The organism is Vibrio xiamenensis, assembly GCF_900100015.1.
In the GTDB taxonomy this organism is placed as follows: Bacteria; Pseudomonadota; Gammaproteobacteria; order Enterobacterales; family Vibrionaceae; genus Vibrio; species Vibrio xiamenensis.
Map to the genome: position 1 here is coordinate 92538 of NZ_FNDD01000009.1, position 18567 is coordinate 111104.

Sequence of the window (18567 nt, forward strand, 5' to 3'; positions counted from 1 at the left end):
AATTAAAACCAAATAATCGATAAACACCACGAACAAACCAATCCAACTGATGGAGTGAAAATGCTTAAAGCCTGTTCAATTGAACTGGAAATTAAGTTCATTCTCATACTTTTAAGTGAAACCACAAGCTTATTTGCTATAAATCCGCTAAGCTTTACGATAATTACTCAGTGCAACTTAGTGCTTATAAATGATGGACGACAATTTTAAAATCGCAGCAGAGAACCTTAAAAAAGCGATTCCATTAATGTTGAAAAACCAAGTGCCAACCACGCCGGCGAACTACGCACTTTGGTATACCTATGTTGACCAAGCCATTCCCGAACTCAATCAAGAAATCGACCGCATCATTGCCGATTTTGGTCTCTGTCCTCCTGCGCAAAGCAAACTACTGTATCGGAATTATGTCGCCGATCGCGCAAACATGGATATCACCAATGTTCGTGAAAGCATTGAAGTGTTGGCTAACGAAATCTCCAGCACCATGTGTGACACCATCACCAACACCTCACAGTTCTCATCCATGATTGACCGCAGCTTATTGTCTTTGCAGCGCGTCGACACCCCCAATGTTGCTATTGAAGATGTGATGAAAATTGTTCGCCAATTGGTAGATGAATCGAAAGATATTCGCTGTTCAACCCAACACCTAAATGATCAACTCACTATTGCCAGTCGCGAGATCATTCGTCTCAAAGAACAGCTCGCCGAAGTGCAAAAAGATGTTCTGTTTGACAGTTTGTCGAGCCTGTACAACCGTCGCTCTTTTGATGAAGATTTGAAAACCTTGTGCTCGGCGAAACAGCCGTTATCTTTGATTCTGCTCGATATCGATCATTTCAAAACTTACAACGATGAATATGGACATCTGTTTGGTGACACCATTATCAAAGGCATTGCCAAACGTCTGCATATGAGTTGTCGTGAAGGCATTACCGCCTATCGTTTCGGCGGCGAAGAGTTCGTGTTTATCGTGCCCAACAAGAGCCTGCGCATTGCCCGTCAATTTGCCGAAACCACACGACGCAATATTGAAAAAATGTGCATTAAAGATAAGCGCACCGACACTTCCGTTGGTAATATCACCGCCTCATTTGGCGTTGCTGAGTGGCAAGACGAAGAAACACCAGAATCTTTGATCAATCGCGCCGACCGCCTTTTGTATGAAGCTAAGCAGCTTGGCCGTAACCGAGTCATGCCGCTGTAGCGTCGTTATCGGCTTAAATAACCAAACTAAAAAACCAAGGCGCCTATTAATGAGGCGCCTTGGTTTTTATCGAATCAATACAATGTGATTAACCCGCTTCGGTTATCGCCGCAATCAACTGTTTCTGTACTTTTGCGGCCTCTTCCACGGCAATTTGGCAAGTCCCGGCGGCTTTGTGTCCGCCGCCGCCAAAACGCAGCATCAACTCACCAATGTTGGTTCGCGCGCTGCGATCGAAAATCGATTTTCCCGTCGCGAACACAATGTTTTGGCGTTGAAAACCCCACATTTTGTGAATCGAAATATTGCACTGAGGAAACAGCGCATAAATCATAAATCGGTTACCTGCGTAGATGGTCTCTTCAGAAGTTAAATCAAGGAGCACCAGATTTCGATACACAGTGGAACATCTCAGGATTTGCTGTTTAAACTGGTTTTCATGCTCACGGTACAGCTCGATACGCTCTTGTACATCAGGATGAGCAAGAATGTCTTCAATGGTGTGGTTTTTACAATAATCGATGAGATCCATCATCAATTGATAGTTGGAAATGCGAAATTGACGAAAACGCCCAAGCCCGGTGCGCGCATCCATTAAAAAATTCAGTAAATTCCAGCCGGTTGAGTCTAAAATTTCATCTCGGCTGAACTGCGCAGAGTCGCCCTTATCCACAGCCGCCATCATCTCAACCCATTGGTCGGGAAACGTGTCTAGGCCGCCATAATACTCCCAAACCACCCGCGCCGCTGAAGGAGCATTTGGATCAATCACATGGTTATCGAGTTCGGAATCGTTGCGCAGCGTTTCGGAGAGATGGTGGTCAAACACCATAAAGGCGTTAGGAACATACGGCAGATTCGTGACAATGTCATTTGCCGTGATCTCGACTTTGCCATCTTGCATGTCTTTCGGGTGCACAAACGTAATGTCATCAATCAAATCAAGCTGCTTTAGCAAAACAGCACACACCAAACCATCAAAGTCACTGCGGGTCACCAAACGGTGTTTATTATTTTTCATGGGCAAATCCTATGTTTGACGGGCACATCTCGGCTTGCAATTGAATATCGACGCCTTGCTATACAACCAAAGCACCATTTTGGAAGCCGCATCTGACTTAATTTTAGACAGCCGAAGCCTTTTAACAAACATAAGACAATCTGTTTGCACCACTCTCCTATAATATCCTTACTACGCATTGAGTTAAGTCGGAGAATCAAACATGAACAAAGCAATTCTGCTTGCCACTCTCGCATCAGGTTTGTTGTTAGCGGGCTGTTCAAACCAGCCAGACGAATATGACGTAGATGGATGGTCCAGCGTCGCCAACCCAGCCTCTTTATATTGTGTTCAAAAAGGCGCCAAATTAGAGACCATCACAGAAAATAACTCTCGCGTGACCTACTGCGTATTTTCAGACGACGACAAAGTCGAACAATGGCAATACTATCGTGACCATCATAAAGACGATGAGAAAACCCCAGCTGCGAAAAGCTAAATCACGCAGTTAATGTTTTATTCAGCAAGTCACCACTCTTTCGTTGCCACGTCGCTTCGTGCCCCTCGATAGTTAAACGAGCCAAACAGTTAAAGAAGCCCAACGCTTCTTTAACTTTTTTTATCAAAACATCACCATTTTCACTAAGCTGTTCACACCACCACGCTTGTCGCAAGTTGCAAAAATTCAAATTTACTTTTAAATGAACAATGTTTTATTCCTGACATTCCTCTGACATTTATTACCCAAGCAGGCATAAAATGCGAGGGTTATCACACAAAGTAAGAAAAAGACGACAAAGAACGTCTGCTCAACATTGCCAACATTGAGGCTAATCACATGAAATCGAACAGTCATACCGTGTCAGAGGTAAAGACTGACGCAGTGCAACAACACCGCGCCGCTACTGATATCTCTGCCGAGAACAAAAAAACCATTTATAAACATATTCTTAATGCTCTCATTATTGTTGCTATCGGCATTTTAGTGAACTTAAGTATTCGTATCGATTACTCGATCTTCAAAGAGGGTATTGGCGAAGCATCGCTAACGGAAACACTGCAGTTGGTTATGCTGGCAGGTACCGCTCTGTGCTTCTTCAATTTGAGTCGCCGCCGCCCAGACGTAAAACATGCGGCAAACCTCATCTGCGGATTTTTCACGGTATTGATCATCCGTGAAATGGACGCTTGGTTTGACTTAATCTCTCACGGCTCATGGGTTTATCCTGCCCTACTCGTAACATTTATCGCCTGTTTCAACGCCTATAAAGGTGGTAAACACACGATTAATGAGATGGCACAGATTCTAAAAACTCGTCACATGAACATGTTGGTCGGTGGCGTAATGTTGCTATTGGTGTTCTCACGCCTTTACGGCATGGGTTCATTCTGGGAAAGCGTGATGGGTCACAACTACATTCGTGATGTAAAAAACATCTCCGAAGAGACCATGGAACTGCTTTGTTACTGCTTGATCGCGCTAGGCGCAGCCAAAACGCGCTTTGAAATGATCAGTAAACACCATGATTGAGTGCTAATCGAATAAAAAAGCTGGCTTTTAGCCAGCTTTTTTGTGCCCATTATCTTGTTTTTTAACACTTAATAGCCTTTCCACGGCACCAACCATTTCTCTAGATAACGCATAAATAGATCAAACGTGTAGGCAATCACGCCAATAATAATGATGCCTGCGATCACGACATCGGTCACCAAAAACTCCGCAGCATTGAGCACCATATATCCGATCCCTGCTTGAGCCGCAACCATTTCGCTGGCCACCAGCGTCGTCCAGCCAAAACCAATCCCGATTCGAAGACCGGTAAGGATTTCTGGCATAGCGCTTTTTATGATCACGTGATACAGCACTTGCAGTTTGCTCGCCCCCATTGAGTAGGCAGCCTGTATCTGTTCGCTGCGCGCCGATGTCACTCCCGCACGAGCACTAAGAGCAATGGGGGCAAACATCGCCAGATAAATCAAAGTCACTTTACTGGTTTCGTCGATACCAAGCCAAATGATCACCAGCGGCAAATACGCCAATGGTGGCAAAGGGCGATAAAACTCAATCAATGGGTCGAAAATACCGCGCATCCAAACATTGGTTCCGACCAAAATACCGATCGGCACTGCGGTGATCACCGCCAAAATAAACGCGCCAAATACGCGGCTTAAGCTGGCGATAAGGTGATCCCCCAGCGATACACCCGCAAAACCATCCACCCACAGTTCAACGAATTTGTGGACAACCGCAAGCGGCGATGGCAAAAATAGCGGTGCCACCCAACCCGCTTCAGTCACCAAGGTCCATAGCGCAATAAAAAACAGCGTCGAAACCACGGCTATCCAACGTGAATTACCCTGTCCCGGTTCACCGTAATAATTCGGCGGGGTATTGATGTGATTGAGGATTCGGCGCCATACGCGTTTACCGGGCGGGTCAACGTGCTGGCTTGGCGGTTCTTGGTACGATTTACTGGCTTTGAGGGTCACTTCCGAAATCGGCGTGTCTTGCTCCCGCTCATCTAGCGAAGATTTGGCTTTCACACTCATGCGACCACCTCTTCCACTTCATCTTGATGAATGATCGACAGAATTTTCTCGCGCATGGCAATGAAATCTGGCTCGGACTTCACCTCACGCGCATCTCGGCACTGCAGGAATCGGCGGTTGAAATCGAGGTTGAAGCTATGAGTAATGCGCCCCGGACGCGGCGACATGACAATTAACCGCGAGGCCATAAACAGTGCTTCTTCAACACTATGAGTGATGAAAAACATCATCTTATTGGTGGCACGCCAAGCATCCAAAAGCAGCTCTTGTAGCGTTTCTCGCGTTAACGCATCCAAAGCGCCTAGCGGCTCATCCAACAACAAAATACTCGGATCGTTGGTCAGCGCGCGGGCGATGCCCACTCGCTGCTGCATGCCACCGGAAAGCTGGTACACCTTGTGTTGATGAAACTCTTCAAGCCCGACCAATTTAAGATATTTGGCCGCACGTTCGATTCGTTCGGCTTTTTTTATCCCCTGCAGCTTGAGCCCAAACGCTGTGTTATCAATCACGTTTAGCCAAGGAAACAGTGCGTTTTTTTGAAAGACCACGCCGCGTTCGGCTCCTGGCCCCATGATTTGGTCACCAATGTCGCGCCCCATGACCACACGAGGCATGCCTTCAACACCGGGTTTGCCGAGCGTTAGGTAGCCGGAAGTGGGCTGGATAAATCCAGCCATCAAGTTAAGTAAAGTGGTTTTGCCACAACCGGAAGCGCCAAGCGCTACCACTAATTCGCCTTGTTGAATTTCTAAGTTTACTCCCGACAGAGCCGTGACTGGAGCACCGCCCTGCCGACCCGGATAGACGACTGAAACATCATGGATGTTGAGAACTTTTTGTTGAGACATCATCAATCCCTCATCGTGGTTGATTAAAGCTCGGCTTTGGCTTTCTCGGCATACGTCGGATTGACGAATACGCTGTAGTCAGGTTTGAGCGCGGAGATTTTCTTCTCTTTGAGCAAAAATTCTGAGGTGGCTTTGAGCGCTTTCACTGCGCCGCCTTTCTCACCACATCCTAGCCACTGGCAGGAAAGCTGAGTATCGACATCCAAAAACTCATACAAACTCATGGCCTCTACAACATCATCAGGCTGACTACCCGACAATTTCGCCACCGAAACGGCAATGGGATTGTTGGCATTAAAGGATTCTTTCGCTTGCTGATATTCACGATCCGCTTTCGCGATTTGGCTAAGTAACTGGGCGACAAATTCGCTGTTTTGACGGGCAAACTCAGTGTTGGCAATCAGACCATCAAAGGTGGGTTTGCCCCAACTGCTGAGCAGTTTCGACGAGAGCAACACTTTGCCCGTCTGTTTGATTTTGCCAAGGGCAGGATCCCAAATGTAGGCACCATCAATATCACCGCGCTGCCAAGCTGCCATGATCGCATTCGGCTGCATATTGATGAGTTTGACGTCTTTCTCGGTAAGGCCAAATTGCTCCAACGCGAATAGCATGTGAAAGTGGGTTGTTGAAACAAACGGTACGCCGATTTTCTTTCCTTTTAGGTCAGCCGGTGATGAGATGCCACTGTCGTTACGTACCACTAGAGCTTCGGCATCGGCGATATTTTCCATCACCCAAATCAACTGCATATCGACGCCATTGCTGGCGGCGCTGGCAATAGGACTCGACCCCGCCACGGTTAAGTCTACGGCCCCAGCCGCCATCGCGGTGATGGCTTTCGCACCTGAATCGAACTTACGCCATTTCACTGTATAGCCGGTATTTTTTTCCACCAGCTGTTTATCAATCACATACTTCATCGGGTTGTACATGCCTTGATAACCGATCGTCACCTCTTTCGCAGCCCAACTGAGCGAAGACACGCCAAGTAGCGCTATCAAACTCAGCGACTTTAGCCAAAGATTCGATGGCGGCAGCGCTAACAATTTCAGGCTCCCCACGACTTTCCCTGCAATGGATTTTAAATTTGAAAATTTCATCGTCACATCCTCTTTGTGTTGATTTCCACTGTTACCTTAATGGCGCTGTGTTTTCGCAGGTAGAGCCAAAAACAACATTTATTGGTCCAGTTTTGCACTCTGGTTGTGCACATTTGTGCACTATTTAGGCGCTATTAGCGAATAACTCGCGCTCAGCTCGACTTGAACCGCTTTATTGAGTAGAACGAAAAACGCCCAAGTCAAAACCGACTTGGGCGCGCAAGTTAAACAAAAAACTTCAGAAATTGGCACCAAGCAGCCCTTAATCGAGCGTACTTAACACCTCATCTAAAATAGCAATGATCTCATCTGCTTGGGCATAGCTCAGGGTCAATGGCGGACTAAAACATAGGGTGTTGTTAAGCTCGCCAAACGAGCGGTTGGTACGGCCAATCAACAGCCCTTTGGCCATACACTGGCTCGCAATCGCCATCGCGACGCTTTCGTCCACCGGCTGCTTGGTGGCTCTGTCACATACCAGTTCGAGCCCCAGAAATAGCCCTTCACCACGTACGTCGCCAATCACTGAGTGCTTATCGTAGAGACTATAAAAGCCCGCTTTGAGGTATTCGCCAACGGCAGCAGCGTTCTCAACCAAACCTTCTTGTTCGATAATCCGCATATTTTCCAGCGCGGCAGCAGGCCCTGCTGCGCAGCCACCAAACGTACTGATGTCGCGAAAGTAGCTAAATTTGTCTTGCGGGTCGGATTTAAACATCTCAAACACACGTTCGGTGGTGACGGTACACGAAATCGCCGCGTACGCTGACGCCACACCTTTGGCGAGGGTGACAATATCAGGTTCAATGCCGTAATGTTGATAACCAAACCAACGCCCGGTGCGCCCAAGTCCACACACCACTTCATCAATGTGCAGCAAAATATCGTATTGGCGGCATAGGCGCTGAATTTCCTGAAGGTATCCTGCTGGCGGTGTGATAACGCCACCGCCGGCGGTAATCGGTTCAATCACTACGGCGCCGATGGTCTCAGGGCCTTCTTTGAGAATGACTTCTTCGAACAATTTCGCGGCACGTATGCCGTAATCGTCGACCTCGCCAAACTGACTGCGATATTCACAGCAGTGAGGAAATTCAACAAATCCGGGGGTAAATGGCCCGTATTGATAACGACGCTGCTCTTGCCCTGTTGAACTTAAACAAGTGATGGTCGTGCCGTGATAATCCCGCTCGCGATACAAGATTTTATTTTTGTGACCGCCATATTTCTGCGCCGCGATCTGACGTACGATCTTATAGGCTTTTTCGTTGGCTTCTGAACCAGAATTAGAAAAGTAGACACGGCTCATTCCGGGCATTTTTGCCAGCAGTTTTTCTGCAAACTCCCCCATCACGGGCGTCCCTGCAGAACCGGCAAAATAATTAAGTTGACTTAATTGCTGATAAACAGCCTTAGCAATAGTTTCGCGGCCATAGCCGACATTGACACACCAAACGCCACCTGACGAAGCGTCTAGATAGCGCTTGCCATTGACATCCCAGACGTACTCTTTGTCACCCTTTACCATGATCATCGGATCTTGGCTGTCAAATACCGAGTGTTGGCTAAGATGATGCCACACATGCTGTTTGTCTCGTGCCACGACTTGTTGTTTCGACTCTTGCTCCATAACCGGCCTCCTTGGTTGCATGTGTTTACCATAATCAAGCCACTCGTCTGCGATTAGAACCAGAGTGAATTATTTATGGTGACAGCCGCGACAGACAAACAGCGAGTGAATACCAATGGCGAGAACACATTGATTGGCATGGGAAATGCTTATAGTTAATCAACAAATCATTAACAATTGAACCCATCGTGACAGGTAGAGATGAATGAGAAATGAGCGACTGATCCACATTCAATTTTCACCAGAACGCAGCCTGCAAGAACAAATTAAAGAACATGTGCTGGAGAACATAAAGCAGGGTGTGTATGGCGATAAAGCGTTGCCATCGTGCCGAAAAATGGCAAGTATGCTGCGAGTATCACGCAATACTGTGGTGCTGGTGTATGAAAAATTAGTCGACGAAGGATTTCTCTATTCTCATCAGCGCAGTGGCTATTTTGCTAACCATGCAGAACAAAGTGATGACCTACTGCAGAGCGCCAAGACATCCACGCTTGACCCCACCAACGCCGCAGGCGCACAAGCGCAATTTTGGGCGCAACGATTGGATAATCAGCTCAATCAACACCGTAATATTCAAAAGCCCGCCAACTGGAATCACTACCCTTACCCGTTTATTTATGGTCAGCCCGATCACTCGCTGTTTCCGCTTACTCAATGGCGCGAATGTGGCAGATTGGCACAGCGCAGCACTGTGATTCATGACTGGATTTCAGACTCAATTGACGCAGACGATCCACAGCTGATAAAACAGTTGCAGGCCAATGTATTGCCCAAGCGAGGCATCAGTGCCCAGACCGATGAAATTCTTATCACCATCGGCACTCAAAATTCTCTGTATTTACTGGCGAATCTGTTGGTGTCGGCAGAGACCACGATAGGGATTGAAGAGCCTGGCTATCCGGATGTGCGCAATATCTTTGCACATCATCAAGCCCGTATTAGCCCGCTTCCTCTTGATGTACAGGGCATTGCGCTTAGCAAGCAACTGGCGCAGTGCGACTATGTCTACACCACTCCCAGCCATCAAGTCCCGACCAACATCACCATGTCGCTGCCTCGCCGCGAAGCTCTGCTAAAGGCAGCAGAACAGCACGATTTTGTGATCATTGAAGACGATTATGAAAGCGAGGTGAATGTAGTGTCTCTGCCCTCACCCTCGCTCAAAAGCTTAGATACACAAGGGCGAGTGATCTACGTGGGCAGTTTATCGAAATCCTTATCTCCTGGGCTAAGGCTTGGTTATATGGTGGCGGACAAACATTTGATCGCCGCGGCGCGCAAACTTAGACGCTTGATGTATCGCCACCCACCGACCAATAATCAACGTACCAGCGCACTGTTTATCTCACTGGGCTATTACGATAGCTACTTACGTAAACTGCGCGCCAGTTACATTGAAAAATGGACCGAAATGCGCCAAGCGATCGACCGGTTTATGCCGCAAACCGTAACCCATCAAACCGTTGGAGGCAGTTCATTCTGGCTCAAATTACCAAGCTCAATTAGCGCCCAAACGTTTGCTGAGGAAGCAGAAAAAATTGGCGTTTTGGTTGAGCCCGGTGATGTGCACTTTTACCACCAAAGCCCAGACAGCCAACATTATGTGCGCTTAGCTTATTCCGCCATTAGCCGCGAAAAAATTGCTCCCGGCATCGAAAAATTGGCCATGCTGCTCAATACGTTGAGCGCTTAGTCAGCACTGAGTTTGCCGTTTCCCATCGTCCTCTGAGCAAAGCTCTTCGGCAGTTAGTCTTGCTTACGCACCACTTTAAAGTTATCCCAAGCTTGGCGAGTGGGCATCACTTCAAGGCTATTAATGTTGACGTGCGACGGCAGATGAGAGATCCAGTAAATGATCTCTGCGATATCTTCCGATTGCAGCGCTTCTGCGCCTTGATAAATTTGCTGATATTTATCTTTATCACCGTCAAAGCGCACCAAACTAAACTCGCTTTCGGCCATCCCCGGTTCAAGGCTGGTGATTCGCACGCCAGTACCGGCAAAATCGCAACGTAAGTTTCGTGAAAACTGCGCCACAAATGCTTTGCTTGCGCCATACACATGCGCTCCCGGATACGCCCAATTTGATGCCACACTGGCCAAATTAATGATGGTCGCACTTGGCTGAGCGACTAAAATCGGTAGCAGCGCATGGGTTACATTAACCAGCCCAGTGACGTTAGTATCAATCATGGTGTGCCAATCTTGCAGCTTAGCCTCCAGCGCTGGCGACGCGCCTAGCGCAAGACCAGCATTGTTGACCAACACTTGGACATCGCGAAACGCTTCGGGAATCGCTTTCACAAAGGCTTGAACCGCATCGGCATCGCGTACATCAAGCGGATAAACAAACACCTCGCACTGATCTTTTAACTCAGCCGCAATATCATCAAGACGCTCTTGACGGCGACCAGTTAAAATCAGTGGATAGCCGTTCTGAGCGTATTTACGCGCCGTTGCTAAGCCAAAACCCGATGTTGCGCCTGTAATCAATACACTTCCTGTCATCTCAATGCCTCATTCAATCAATTGGGATTTATTCCCCACTATAGAGAAATCAACTCGATACAACTAGGACCAAAAGGCGGCGTTTATTGGCACAAACTTTTTAGTATAAAGAACACCGGTTTCGCACGATATGAATTGAGGGTGATATAAATTGAGGATGATACGGTTGTTAACGGATGAATGTGGTTGGAACTGGTAGCCAGCACTCTAACGGCTCACTGCATCGGGATCACTGGCCAAATTCAGCGCCTTGAGCGGCTGATGAAAAGCGGTGAGTTGCGCGCCAAGCTGGGTTTTACTTAAAGGGGTAGAAAAGGCGTTAAGCGCTTTATCGAGTTTGGCCACGTGGCGCTTTGCAAAGCGTAAAGCACCGTGCTGCGCAGTCAGCACTTGCATTGCTGCCAGCGTCTGTTTGGCGTCGTCAAGCAGTCGGCTCGCCAATGGTTGGTCTAAGCGTTCGACCGTGCCGTGTAGCACGCCTTCCAGATACACGCGATACAGCGTAAGTTGTTCGGTGAGTAAGAACAGCGTCGCTTGCGCGCCTTGATAAGGACTGGCGACACTCAGGTGATCACCAATGTTATTCGACAACTTGATTTCCAATCCTTGGCTTGCCAAGGTGTCTTTAAAATAGGTCAACATCCCTTGGCTAGGAATCGCATCTTGAACGGCAAAAATACGTTTTAGGTGATAGTCACTGGAGAGTAATTGAACATGCAGCGGCGCACGGCTGTCCGAATTCACCCGCGGATCTTGTTTCAGTAACTTAGCGGCAAAATAAAAGTTTTCCACGCTGGTGGTCGAGTTGTCTTCCAATAACCAACTGGGTAGAGCGTCAGCTGGCAAGGCGTTGTGCGCCACGCATTCCGCAAAATAATCGGCCATCGCTTGCGCTTCAGAGCGGTGCTGACCGTCGGTAAGTCCACCACAAAACATCACCAAAGGCGCCGTTCCGACGCCGTGGGATAACGTTTCGATAAGCTTATCGACCCGCAGCCGCCCTTCTGGCGTCAATTGATTATCAATCAGACGCTTGCCTAAAACCATGATTAAGCTGTTTATTGCCACCTAAGCACATCTCACTATTTATTCACACCAACGAGTGGTAGGACTGTACAACACTATTCTAAATGTATACTCTGCGCCAGCAGAAGCTACTGACTTGTCATTCAATTTTAGACAAGTCAACATTACACTATAGTTAACCGAAAAGAACACCACAAAAAGAGCCTGATCATTGGCCATGTGAGGAAGTTGTTATGTTGTCAATTTTTGACATTTTTAAAATTGGGGTCGGCCCTTCTAGCTCTCATACAAACGGTCCGATGATTGCCGGCTATCAATTTACCCAAAAACTTGGGAATACCCTTCCACAAGTGGCTCGTGTACAAGTGGATCTTTACGGTTCTCTGTCGCTGACTGGCCGTGGCCACCACACTGACCGCGCGGTCATTTTGGGCTTACTCGGTAATCGCCCAGACACGATTAAAATGAGCAGTGCCAAAAGTGCTCTGGCTCATACCATGGAACAAGGTGAGCTAAGCCTTGCAGGCGAGCACCAAATCGCTTTTAACTACCAAACCGACATCTGTTTCCATAATGATAATTTGCCGCTGCACGAAAATGGCATGACCATCAGTGCGTTTGACCAACACGGCCATCAATTCGACTTTGAAACCTATTACTCAATCGGTGGCGGCTTTATCGCAACTGCAGATGAACTGGAAAATGGCGTCAGTGAAGAGACCACACCTGTGCCGTATCCGTTTAAATCCGCGGATGAAATGCTTGCGCTGGCCGAGAAAAACGGCTTAAGCCTTGGCGGCATGATCTTGCAAAACGAGCAAGCGTTTCGCGAACTTGACGATATAGACGAACGCGCCGAGCAGATTTGGAAAGTGATGTCATTGTGCATGCAGCGCGGTTTCGATACCGAAGGCATTCTTGAAGGCGGCTTACAAGTGACTCGCCGTGCGCCAAACTTACTCAAAAAGCTTGAAGCGAACGCAGCGATTGAAAATGATCCAATGGAAATTATGGATTGGATTAACCTGTTTGCCTTTGCGGTTAGTGAAGAAAATGCCGCCGGCGGTCAAGTGGTTACCTCACCAACTAACGGCGCTGCAGGCGTTATTCCTGCGGTATTGATGTATTACCATAAGTTCATTCGTCCGCTCGACACCAAACAGCTCAAAGACTTTTTAAGTGTGTCTGGCGCGATTGGTATTCTCTACAAAACTAACGCCTCGATCTCTGGTGCCGAAGTGGGTTGTCAGGGCGAAGTCGGTGTTTCATCGTCGATGGCAGCGGCAGGGCTTACCGCACTTCGTGGTGGTAGTAATGAACAAATCTGCATTGCGGCGGAAATCGCCATGGAACACTCTTTGGGCATGACCTGTGACCCGATTGGCGGCTTAGTTCAAGTGCCTTGTATTGAACGTAACGCTATGGGGGCAATGAAAGCGATCAACGCCTCACGTATGGCCCTCAAACGCAATAGTAAGTGCTTAATCTCGCTCGATAAAGTCATTGAGACCATGTACCAAACCGGTAAGGACATGAACAAGAAATATCGCGAAACCTCACTCGGTGGTTTGGCAATGATTCATTTGGCGCCGCCATGTGAATAAGCCCTATCGCTATCAGGCCGCTAAACGCGGCCTGATTCATGACTATCGCAGGAAAATCCAGCGATGAAAGCCGCTTTACAGCACGCCTTTTAATTTCGCCATACCAAAAGCGGCAATGGTCAAAGAGTCTTTGATTTCCCCTTCAAGCAACATTCGTTCGAACTCTGCGAGCGGAAACGCACGCGTGATTAAGTCTTCCTCTTCGCTATCGAGATCGTTACCCACATGCGTCAGATCGCTTGCAAAAAACATATGACAGGTTTGATTGAGAAAGCCGTAAGCTAAGAACTGTGGCCCAAGATAGGTCATACATGCAGCCGCAAGGCCAGTCTCTTCACGTAACTCCCCTTTGGCCAATTCAATCGGATCAGCGTTTGGCGCAGATTCCCACGCACCTTGAGGAATTTCCCAGCAACGCTGTTTTACCGGGTAACGATATTGTTCGACAAGGTGGATCATGCCGTTATCGACAGCAATAATCCCAACGCAATCGGGCTTTTCTACCACACCATAAATGCCTTTCGCGCCGCTCGCTCGTTCGATGTCATCTTCACGGACCGTCATCCATTTATTTTGATACACCACTTTGCTATCTAAGCATTTAATATCCGTCATTTTCCCAACTCAGTTGCTAACACATTGAATTATCATAACGACTAAGCCACTTGGTGTTAAGAAAGCAGTGTGTCAGATTTAATAAAATTCACTTAAGCAACGTGATGACATAACCAATAAAGCGATACATTTGCTCATTACCATGTGGGGAAAGCGTCCAGCAATAGAGGGTGAAGTTGGCGAGCGCTGTAAACCAAAGTAGTACCTTGAACAGATCATCATGGTAGCGGTAATAAAGAAACCCTTGCGCCAATAGCGCGCCCGGCCAACCGCCAATTAAAGATAGAAAATAGAGGGAGAACAGAGGAATACGCCAACCACCATGCTGCTCGGCACTTTTATCAAAAGCGTAGATCGCATAAGTGATTGCGCTGACAAGAAAATAAAATACTGTGGCAATGAGCGAATATTCGAACAGATACACGCTGGCACACAGGACGCTAGCAAACCAGACCGCGATCGCGGAGGAAAAATTAAATGGCGTTGGCGTTTCGACATCGGTGGCTCGAATTGAGCCATACACATCCTTGGTAACGTGAAAACGTACGTATTCATCAACTTTCGGTGAATGCCCTTTACGCGACACATCGGCAAGTTGAAAAAAAATTCGTTTGGGCTGGCCGCTAACAGTAATAAAACCTTGGCCTTTTTCAGCATCCCATTCGCTGATTGTTCCTATCATATCCATGACCGAACCTTAGATTGACCACCTACATTTGCCACACAACGCGAGTACATCCCTGTGTACACGCCTACGCTAATCGGTGTAAGCGTAGGCAGACAAAACGCAACAGCGTGCTACACCGATCACAGTTATAGCACGATAGTTTATAAAATAGAGTGTAGTCGTTATCGGTCAGCGATCCAGTGACCAGCAATTAACTCTTGTTTGAGATGTTTGGCATAGCGGCGTAAAACTCGAGCATTATCGGCATGCTCAGGGTCACCACACTGCTCACCTTGGTAGTACAAACCAGGATGGGAATACACAGGAAGGATATTGTGGTTGTAGCTCATTACCGTTCCGGCATCGCCGCATAACGCCGCTCGCGCGTAGGGTTTACTCTGCTTTTGGTCCCACAATGGCACGATTTGCTCAAAGCCAAACGCGGCTTGTTCGTCGATGGTCTGTTGATCATGATCAGCGCCAGCTAAATGGCCCATTTCATGTTCAAACGTCAACGGCATAGCATCGTAAGACATCGCAATGAATCGACCTTCGGGTGACATCTCGGACGTGCCTCGCCACTGATCGTCAAAAATCGTGTTATCAGGGCCAAGCAATATGGCGTAAAACTCATTCATCGTTTGACGAATTCGCCCAATCACTTGTGTCCCAACCGCTTTTTGCAGCGCAAAATGCACCGAGCCAAAATCAAACAGATATTGCTCGCTGAAATCGACATACTGAATGCTCTTGATTTGTCTTTGCAGAGGGATGCAGGAATTTTTCAGCACCGTGTTGGCAGATTGAATGATTTTTTCGATTCGCTGTTTGACCTGCTCTTTGGTCATGACTTGCAGCACATCATTGGTGACAAAGAAATGGATATAAGTAGGCACGACTTCTTCGATTTGACACTCAGTGAGCACCAAACCTTGCTGGCTTTTGTGCTGCTGCCACACCGCATTGCCTATATAGGCGCTGACACCTGCTACCAGCAAAACCCCAGCGACCCACCACTTACTTAAATTCATATCGACACACAGCTAATAAAGACGCGTCCATTTTTACCACATCGACGCAAATTATAAAACTGTCAGATAATAAAAGCCTGTTATACAACTTTAACAAATATTAACGTAATCAAACTGTTGCCTAAACGTTAGACACATATTGTAAGCGCTACGCAAACAATATTTGCTGCAATTGATGCAGTGAATTCACCGTATAGTGCGGCTCAATTCCCTCAACCTTTGGCTGCTCAGTCACATTCAGCCAACAGGTCTCAACGCCAAAGTTAAGTCCGCCCAAAATATCCGAATGAGGATTATCACCAACCATTAAAACTCGATGTTTCGGTGGCTTGCCCATCTTCTCATAGGCATGAGCGAAAATCTGGCTATCTGGCTTGGCGACTCCAACTTGCTCGGAGATCGTCACCAGCTCAAAATGCTCGGCGAACCCCGTGCGCTCCAAACGGACTTGTTGCAGTTCAGTAAAACCGTTGGTGATGATTCCTAGGCGTACTTTCCCCGTTAAAGCGCTGACTAACTCTTTCGCCCCAGCAAGCGGCGCACAAATTTCCGCCATCGCGGCCAGAAACACTTGGTTGAGCTCTTGGGTTGTGGTGCCTAGCTTTTCAGCCCAAGCTTGAAAGCGAATTTGCTTTAGCTGTTCCGCGTTGATGGTACCATTTTGATAATCAACCCACAGTGGCTTGTTAACCGATTGATAGTGTTCAAAATCTTGCTCGGAAAAATCAACACCTTTGCGCGCAAACATCAACTGCATGCCTTTGAAAGCATCAAAATGGAAAAGTGTTTCGTCGGCATCAAACAGTATCCAGTCGTATTTCATCATCCACTCCTTAAATCAACTGGCGGCATTGTATATTGTCTCCGTAACGATGATAATCGTGCAAAATGGAAATACATTGTGTCCAATTGGTTTACAAGGAAATGCCAGTGCATAGTTTTTCATCGTTACCGATTTTCGTCAGTGTGGTCGAATGTGGCAGTTTTTCTGCTGCCGCGAAGCAACTAAAAATCACCAAATCGGCTGTCAGTAAACGCATTAATCAGTTGGAAGATGAGCTTGGAACCCGCTTAATTAATCGCACCACGCGCACACTGAGTTTAACCGAAGCGGGAAAACGCTATTTCGACTACGCCTGTCAAGCGGTGCATTTAGCCCAGCAAGGCATCGATTCCGTCACCGAGTTACAAGGCTCGCCACAAGGCTTATTGCGTATCACCGCGCCGATGTCGTTTGGCGTGGCTTACGTTGCGCCACTAATCAGCGAGTTTATCGAACATCATCCAAACGTTGAAGTTGAGTTGGTACTCGAAGATAAAGTGGTTGATTTGGTTCAAGACGGGTATGACCTCGCGATTCGCATCGGCGAGCTTGAAAGCTCCAACCTGATTGCCAAACGTCTTTCACCCTGCAAAAGCGTAGTGTGTGCATCTCCTGATTACCTCGCCACCCATGGCGAACCGCAAAAGCCCAGCGACTTAGTCAATCATAACTGCCTGCGCTACACCTACTTTCGCGGCGGGCAAGAGTGGCGATTTTTTGAAGGCAATCAGCAAGTCAGAGTGGTACCCAAAGGTAACTTTTCAGTCAATAACAGTGAAGCGATTCGCCGCGCTCTGCTTGATGGCTTGGGCATCGCGCAAATGCCTACCTTCATCGTCGCACGCGATATTGCTAGTGGTCGGCTCAAACCTCTACTGCCCCTTTATTCGCTGCCGCTACACGCCATTTATGCGGTATTTCCAGAGCGCAAACACATGCCGTTAAAAGTGCGCAGTTTCATCGATTTTATAGAGCATAAACTTGGCTCAGAAACACCAAGTTGGGACCGGCTTTATCAATAATCGTCATCGTTAACTCGGTAAAGCATTAGATTTGCATTTATGCGCGTGGCGTCTGCCCCATAAGACGCAAACATCGCTATCTTTACCCTATTGAGAGTACGCCTTTCATCATGAAGAATTAGGAGCACGAAATGAAAAAAGTAGCAGTTATTTTAAGCGGTTGCGGCGTCTTTGACGGCAGTGAAATTCATGAAGCCGTGATCACTTTACACGCAATCGAGAAAAACGGCGCGACTTGGCACTGTTTTGCGCCCAACATTGAGCAACTCCACGTCATCAATCACGCCAGCGGCGAAGTCAGCGAGGAAACCCGCAACGTGCTGGTTGAATCCGCGCGCATAGCAAGAGGCGAGGTGCAAGATGTTGCGCTCCTTAACGCCAATGACTTTGATGCGCTGATTGTGCCTGGGGGATTTGGCGCGGCGAAGAACCTTACCGATTTCGCAATTAATGGCGCTGAATGTAGCATCAATGCGCACGTCGCTTCAGCGTGTAAAGCCTTTGCTCAAGCGCAAAAACCTGCCGCTTATCTGTGTATCGCGCCGGTGCTAATGCCGATGGTTTACCCACAGGGTGTCAAAGGCACAATAGGCAATGATGCAGACACCGCGGCTGCATTTAATGCCCTTGGCGGAGAACATATTGACTGCGCAGTGAATGACTATGTGTTTGATCAGCAAAACTGCGTCCTTTCGACCCCTGCTTATATGTTGGCAAATTCCATTTCCGAGGCTGCTAGCGGTATTGAACCACTGGTTGAAAAACTGCTGACACTGTAAATTTACCTCGAAAGAGGTACCCACTCGTCTTGCGCCCAAAAACTCACGTATTCAATACGTTATGGGCGCTCTTCCATCCCGATTGTGAATTTGTCTTTTTCCGTTAACAAATCTGTGAAGTCAAACTCACCCAAAAGTACCAGCCTTA

General features: G+C 47.6%; 18 protein-coding genes. 7 read left to right on the plus strand and 11 right to left on the minus strand.

The window, feature by feature from the left end; genetic code table 11:
* The first annotated feature begins 190 nt into the window (after positions 1-190).
* Positions 191-1207 (plus strand): GGDEF domain-containing protein, encoded by a 1017-nt coding sequence (locus BLS03_RS09435; RefSeq protein WP_093272742.1) that lies wholly within the window; start codon positions 191-193, stop codon positions 1205-1207.
* An 88-nt stretch (positions 1208-1295) separates the two neighbouring features.
* Here BLS03_RS09435 and BLS03_RS09440 read toward each other — a convergent pair whose 3' ends face one another.
* Entirely contained in the window at positions 1296-2228 is a 933-nt protein-coding gene (locus tag BLS03_RS09440; RefSeq protein WP_093272744.1) for an exopolyphosphatase, read from the minus strand.
* A 202-nt stretch (positions 2229-2430) separates the two neighbouring features.
* Between BLS03_RS09440 and BLS03_RS09445 the strand changes: the two genes are divergently transcribed.
* The gene (locus BLS03_RS09445) at positions 2431-2706 is read left to right on the plus strand and encodes a putative hemolysin (RefSeq protein WP_093272746.1); all 276 of its coding nucleotides are present in this window, start codon (positions 2431-2433) and stop codon (positions 2704-2706) included.
* A gap of 339 nt (positions 2707-3045) precedes the next feature.
* Positions 3046-3738 (plus strand): hypothetical protein, encoded by a 693-nt coding sequence (locus BLS03_RS09455; protein WP_093272750.1) that lies wholly within the window; start codon positions 3046-3048, stop codon positions 3736-3738.
* A gap of 68 nt (positions 3739-3806) precedes the next feature.
* Here the strand turns inward: BLS03_RS09455 and BLS03_RS09460 are convergent, their stop codons facing one another.
* From BLS03_RS09460 to BLS03_RS09475, 4 genes are all read right to left on the minus strand, one after another.
* Complete coding sequence (locus tag BLS03_RS09460; protein WP_176765565.1) at positions 3807-4757, minus strand: ABC transporter permease subunit; 951 nt, start codon at positions 4755-4757, stop codon at positions 3807-3809.
* Positions 4754-5611 (minus strand): taurine ABC transporter ATP-binding protein, encoded by an 858-nt coding sequence (locus BLS03_RS09465; RefSeq protein ID WP_342720223.1) that lies wholly within the window; start codon positions 5609-5611, stop codon positions 4754-4756. The genes BLS03_RS09460 and BLS03_RS09465 overlap by 4 nt, the downstream gene beginning before the upstream one ends.
* Before the next feature lie 20 nt (positions 5612-5631).
* The gene (gene tauA, locus BLS03_RS09470) at positions 5632-6711 is read right to left on the minus strand and encodes a taurine ABC transporter substrate-binding protein (protein WP_093272753.1); all 1080 of its coding nucleotides are present in this window, start codon (positions 6709-6711) and stop codon (positions 5632-5634) included.
* Between the two features lie 262 nt (positions 6712-6973).
* Positions 6974-8341, minus strand: a complete 1368-nt coding sequence (locus BLS03_RS09475) for an aminotransferase family protein (protein ID WP_093272754.1) — start codon at positions 8339-8341, stop codon at positions 6974-6976.
* Between the two features lie 205 nt (positions 8342-8546).
* Between BLS03_RS09475 and pdxR the strand changes: the two genes are divergently transcribed.
* Positions 8547-10037 carry a MocR-like pyridoxine biosynthesis transcription factor PdxR gene (pdxR, locus tag BLS03_RS09480; RefSeq protein ID WP_093272756.1) on the plus strand — a complete coding sequence of 497 codons (1491 nt, stop codon included), beginning with the start codon at positions 8547-8549 and terminating at the stop codon, positions 10035-10037.
* Between the two features lie 53 nt (positions 10038-10090).
* On the opposite strand, the gene BLS03_RS09485 is transcribed toward pdxR, so the two are convergent.
* Positions 10091-10852: an SDR family NAD(P)-dependent oxidoreductase gene (locus BLS03_RS09485; RefSeq protein ID WP_093272757.1), complete on the minus strand. Its 762-nt coding sequence runs from the start codon at positions 10850-10852 to the stop codon at positions 10091-10093.
* A 207-nt stretch (positions 10853-11059) separates the two neighbouring features.
* Complete coding sequence (locus tag BLS03_RS09490) at positions 11060-11899, minus strand: YdcF family protein (RefSeq protein ID WP_093272759.1); 840 nt, start codon at positions 11897-11899, stop codon at positions 11060-11062.
* 212 nt (positions 11900-12111) lie between these two features.
* Between BLS03_RS09490 and BLS03_RS09495 the strand changes: the two genes are divergently transcribed.
* Entirely contained in the window at positions 12112-13482 is a 1371-nt protein-coding gene (locus tag BLS03_RS09495) for an L-serine ammonia-lyase (RefSeq protein ID WP_093272760.1), read from the plus strand.
* A 75-nt stretch (positions 13483-13557) separates the two neighbouring features.
* Here BLS03_RS09495 and BLS03_RS09500 read toward each other — a convergent pair whose 3' ends face one another.
* The 4 genes from BLS03_RS09500 to yjjG all read right to left on the minus strand — a co-directional run bounded on the left by BLS03_RS09500 (position 13558) and on the right by yjjG (position 16618).
* Positions 13558-14097, minus strand: coding sequence for an NUDIX domain-containing protein (locus BLS03_RS09500; RefSeq protein WP_093272762.1), 540 nt, complete (start codon positions 14095-14097; stop codon positions 13558-13560).
* An 88-nt stretch (positions 14098-14185) separates the two neighbouring features.
* Entirely contained in the window at positions 14186-14785 is a 600-nt protein-coding gene (locus BLS03_RS09505) for a DUF1294 domain-containing protein (protein WP_093272763.1), read from the minus strand.
* Positions 14786-14946: 161 nt separating this feature from the next.
* Positions 14947-15795 (minus strand): hypothetical protein, encoded by an 849-nt coding sequence (locus BLS03_RS09510; protein WP_093272765.1) that lies wholly within the window; start codon positions 15793-15795, stop codon positions 14947-14949.
* Between the two features lie 148 nt (positions 15796-15943).
* Positions 15944-16618, minus strand: a complete 675-nt coding sequence (gene yjjG, locus BLS03_RS09515; RefSeq protein ID WP_093272766.1) for a pyrimidine 5'-nucleotidase — start codon at positions 16616-16618, stop codon at positions 15944-15946.
* Between the two features lie 107 nt (positions 16619-16725).
* Here yjjG and BLS03_RS09520 point away from each other — a divergent pair, with 107 nt between their 5' ends.
* Positions 16726-17640 (plus strand): LysR family transcriptional regulator, encoded by a 915-nt coding sequence (locus tag BLS03_RS09520; protein ID WP_093272861.1) that lies wholly within the window; start codon positions 16726-16728, stop codon positions 17638-17640.
* Between the two features lie 131 nt (positions 17641-17771).
* A complete protein-coding gene (gene elbB, locus BLS03_RS09525; protein WP_093272768.1) occupies positions 17772-18419 on the plus strand; it encodes an isoprenoid biosynthesis glyoxalase ElbB in 648 nt (215 codons plus the stop codon).
* The last annotated feature ends 148 nt before the right edge of the window (positions 18420-18567 follow it).

Bases quoted from the DNA above. Each gene is read 5' to 3' on its own strand.
- BLS03_RS09465 (WP_342720223.1), bottom strand. From the start codon at position 5,611: ATGATGTCTCAACAAAAAGTTCTCAACATCCATGATGTTTCAGTCGTC.
- BLS03_RS09445 (WP_093272746.1), top strand. From the start codon at position 2,431: ATGAACAAAGCAATTCTGCTTGCCACTCTCGCATCAGGTTTGTTGTTA.
- BLS03_RS09485 (WP_093272757.1), bottom strand. From the start codon at position 10,852: ATGACAGGAAGTGTATTGATTACAGGCGCAACATCGGGTTTTGGCTTA.
- BLS03_RS09500 (WP_093272762.1), bottom strand. From the start codon at position 14,097: ATGACGGATATTAAATGCTTAGATAGCAAAGTGGTGTATCAAAATAAA.
- BLS03_RS09505 (WP_093272763.1), bottom strand. From the start codon at position 14,785: ATGGATATGATAGGAACAATCAGCGAATGGGATGCTGAAAAAGGCCAA.
- BLS03_RS09455 (WP_093272750.1), top strand. From the start codon at position 3,046: ATGAAATCGAACAGTCATACCGTGTCAGAGGTAAAGACTGACGCAGTG.
- BLS03_RS09440 (WP_093272744.1), bottom strand. From the start codon at position 2,228: ATGAAAAATAATAAACACCGTTTGGTGACCCGCAGTGACTTTGATGGT.
- pdxR (WP_093272756.1), top strand. From the start codon at position 8,547: ATGAGAAATGAGCGACTGATCCACATTCAATTTTCACCAGAACGCAGC.
- tauA (WP_093272753.1), bottom strand. From the start codon at position 6,711: ATGAAATTTTCAAATTTAAAATCCATTGCAGGGAAAGTCGTGGGGAGC.
- BLS03_RS09460 (WP_176765565.1), bottom strand. From the start codon at position 4,757: ATGAGTGTGAAAGCCAAATCTTCGCTAGATGAGCGGGAGCAAGACACG.
- BLS03_RS09475 (WP_093272754.1), bottom strand. From the start codon at position 8,341: ATGGAGCAAGAGTCGAAACAACAAGTCGTGGCACGAGACAAACAGCAT.
- BLS03_RS09435 (WP_093272742.1), top strand. From the start codon at position 191: ATGATGGACGACAATTTTAAAATCGCAGCAGAGAACCTTAAAAAAGCG.
- BLS03_RS09510 (WP_093272765.1), bottom strand. From the start codon at position 15,795: ATGAATTTAAGTAAGTGGTGGGTCGCTGGGGTTTTGCTGGTAGCAGGT.
- yjjG (WP_093272766.1), bottom strand. From the start codon at position 16,618: ATGAAATACGACTGGATACTGTTTGATGCCGACGAAACACTTTTCCAT.
- BLS03_RS09495 (WP_093272760.1), top strand. From the start codon at position 12,112: ATGTTGTCAATTTTTGACATTTTTAAAATTGGGGTCGGCCCTTCTAGC.
- elbB (WP_093272768.1), top strand. From the start codon at position 17,772: ATGAAAAAAGTAGCAGTTATTTTAAGCGGTTGCGGCGTCTTTGACGGC.
- BLS03_RS09490 (WP_093272759.1), bottom strand. From the start codon at position 11,899: ATGGTTTTAGGCAAGCGTCTGATTGATAATCAATTGACGCCAGAAGGG.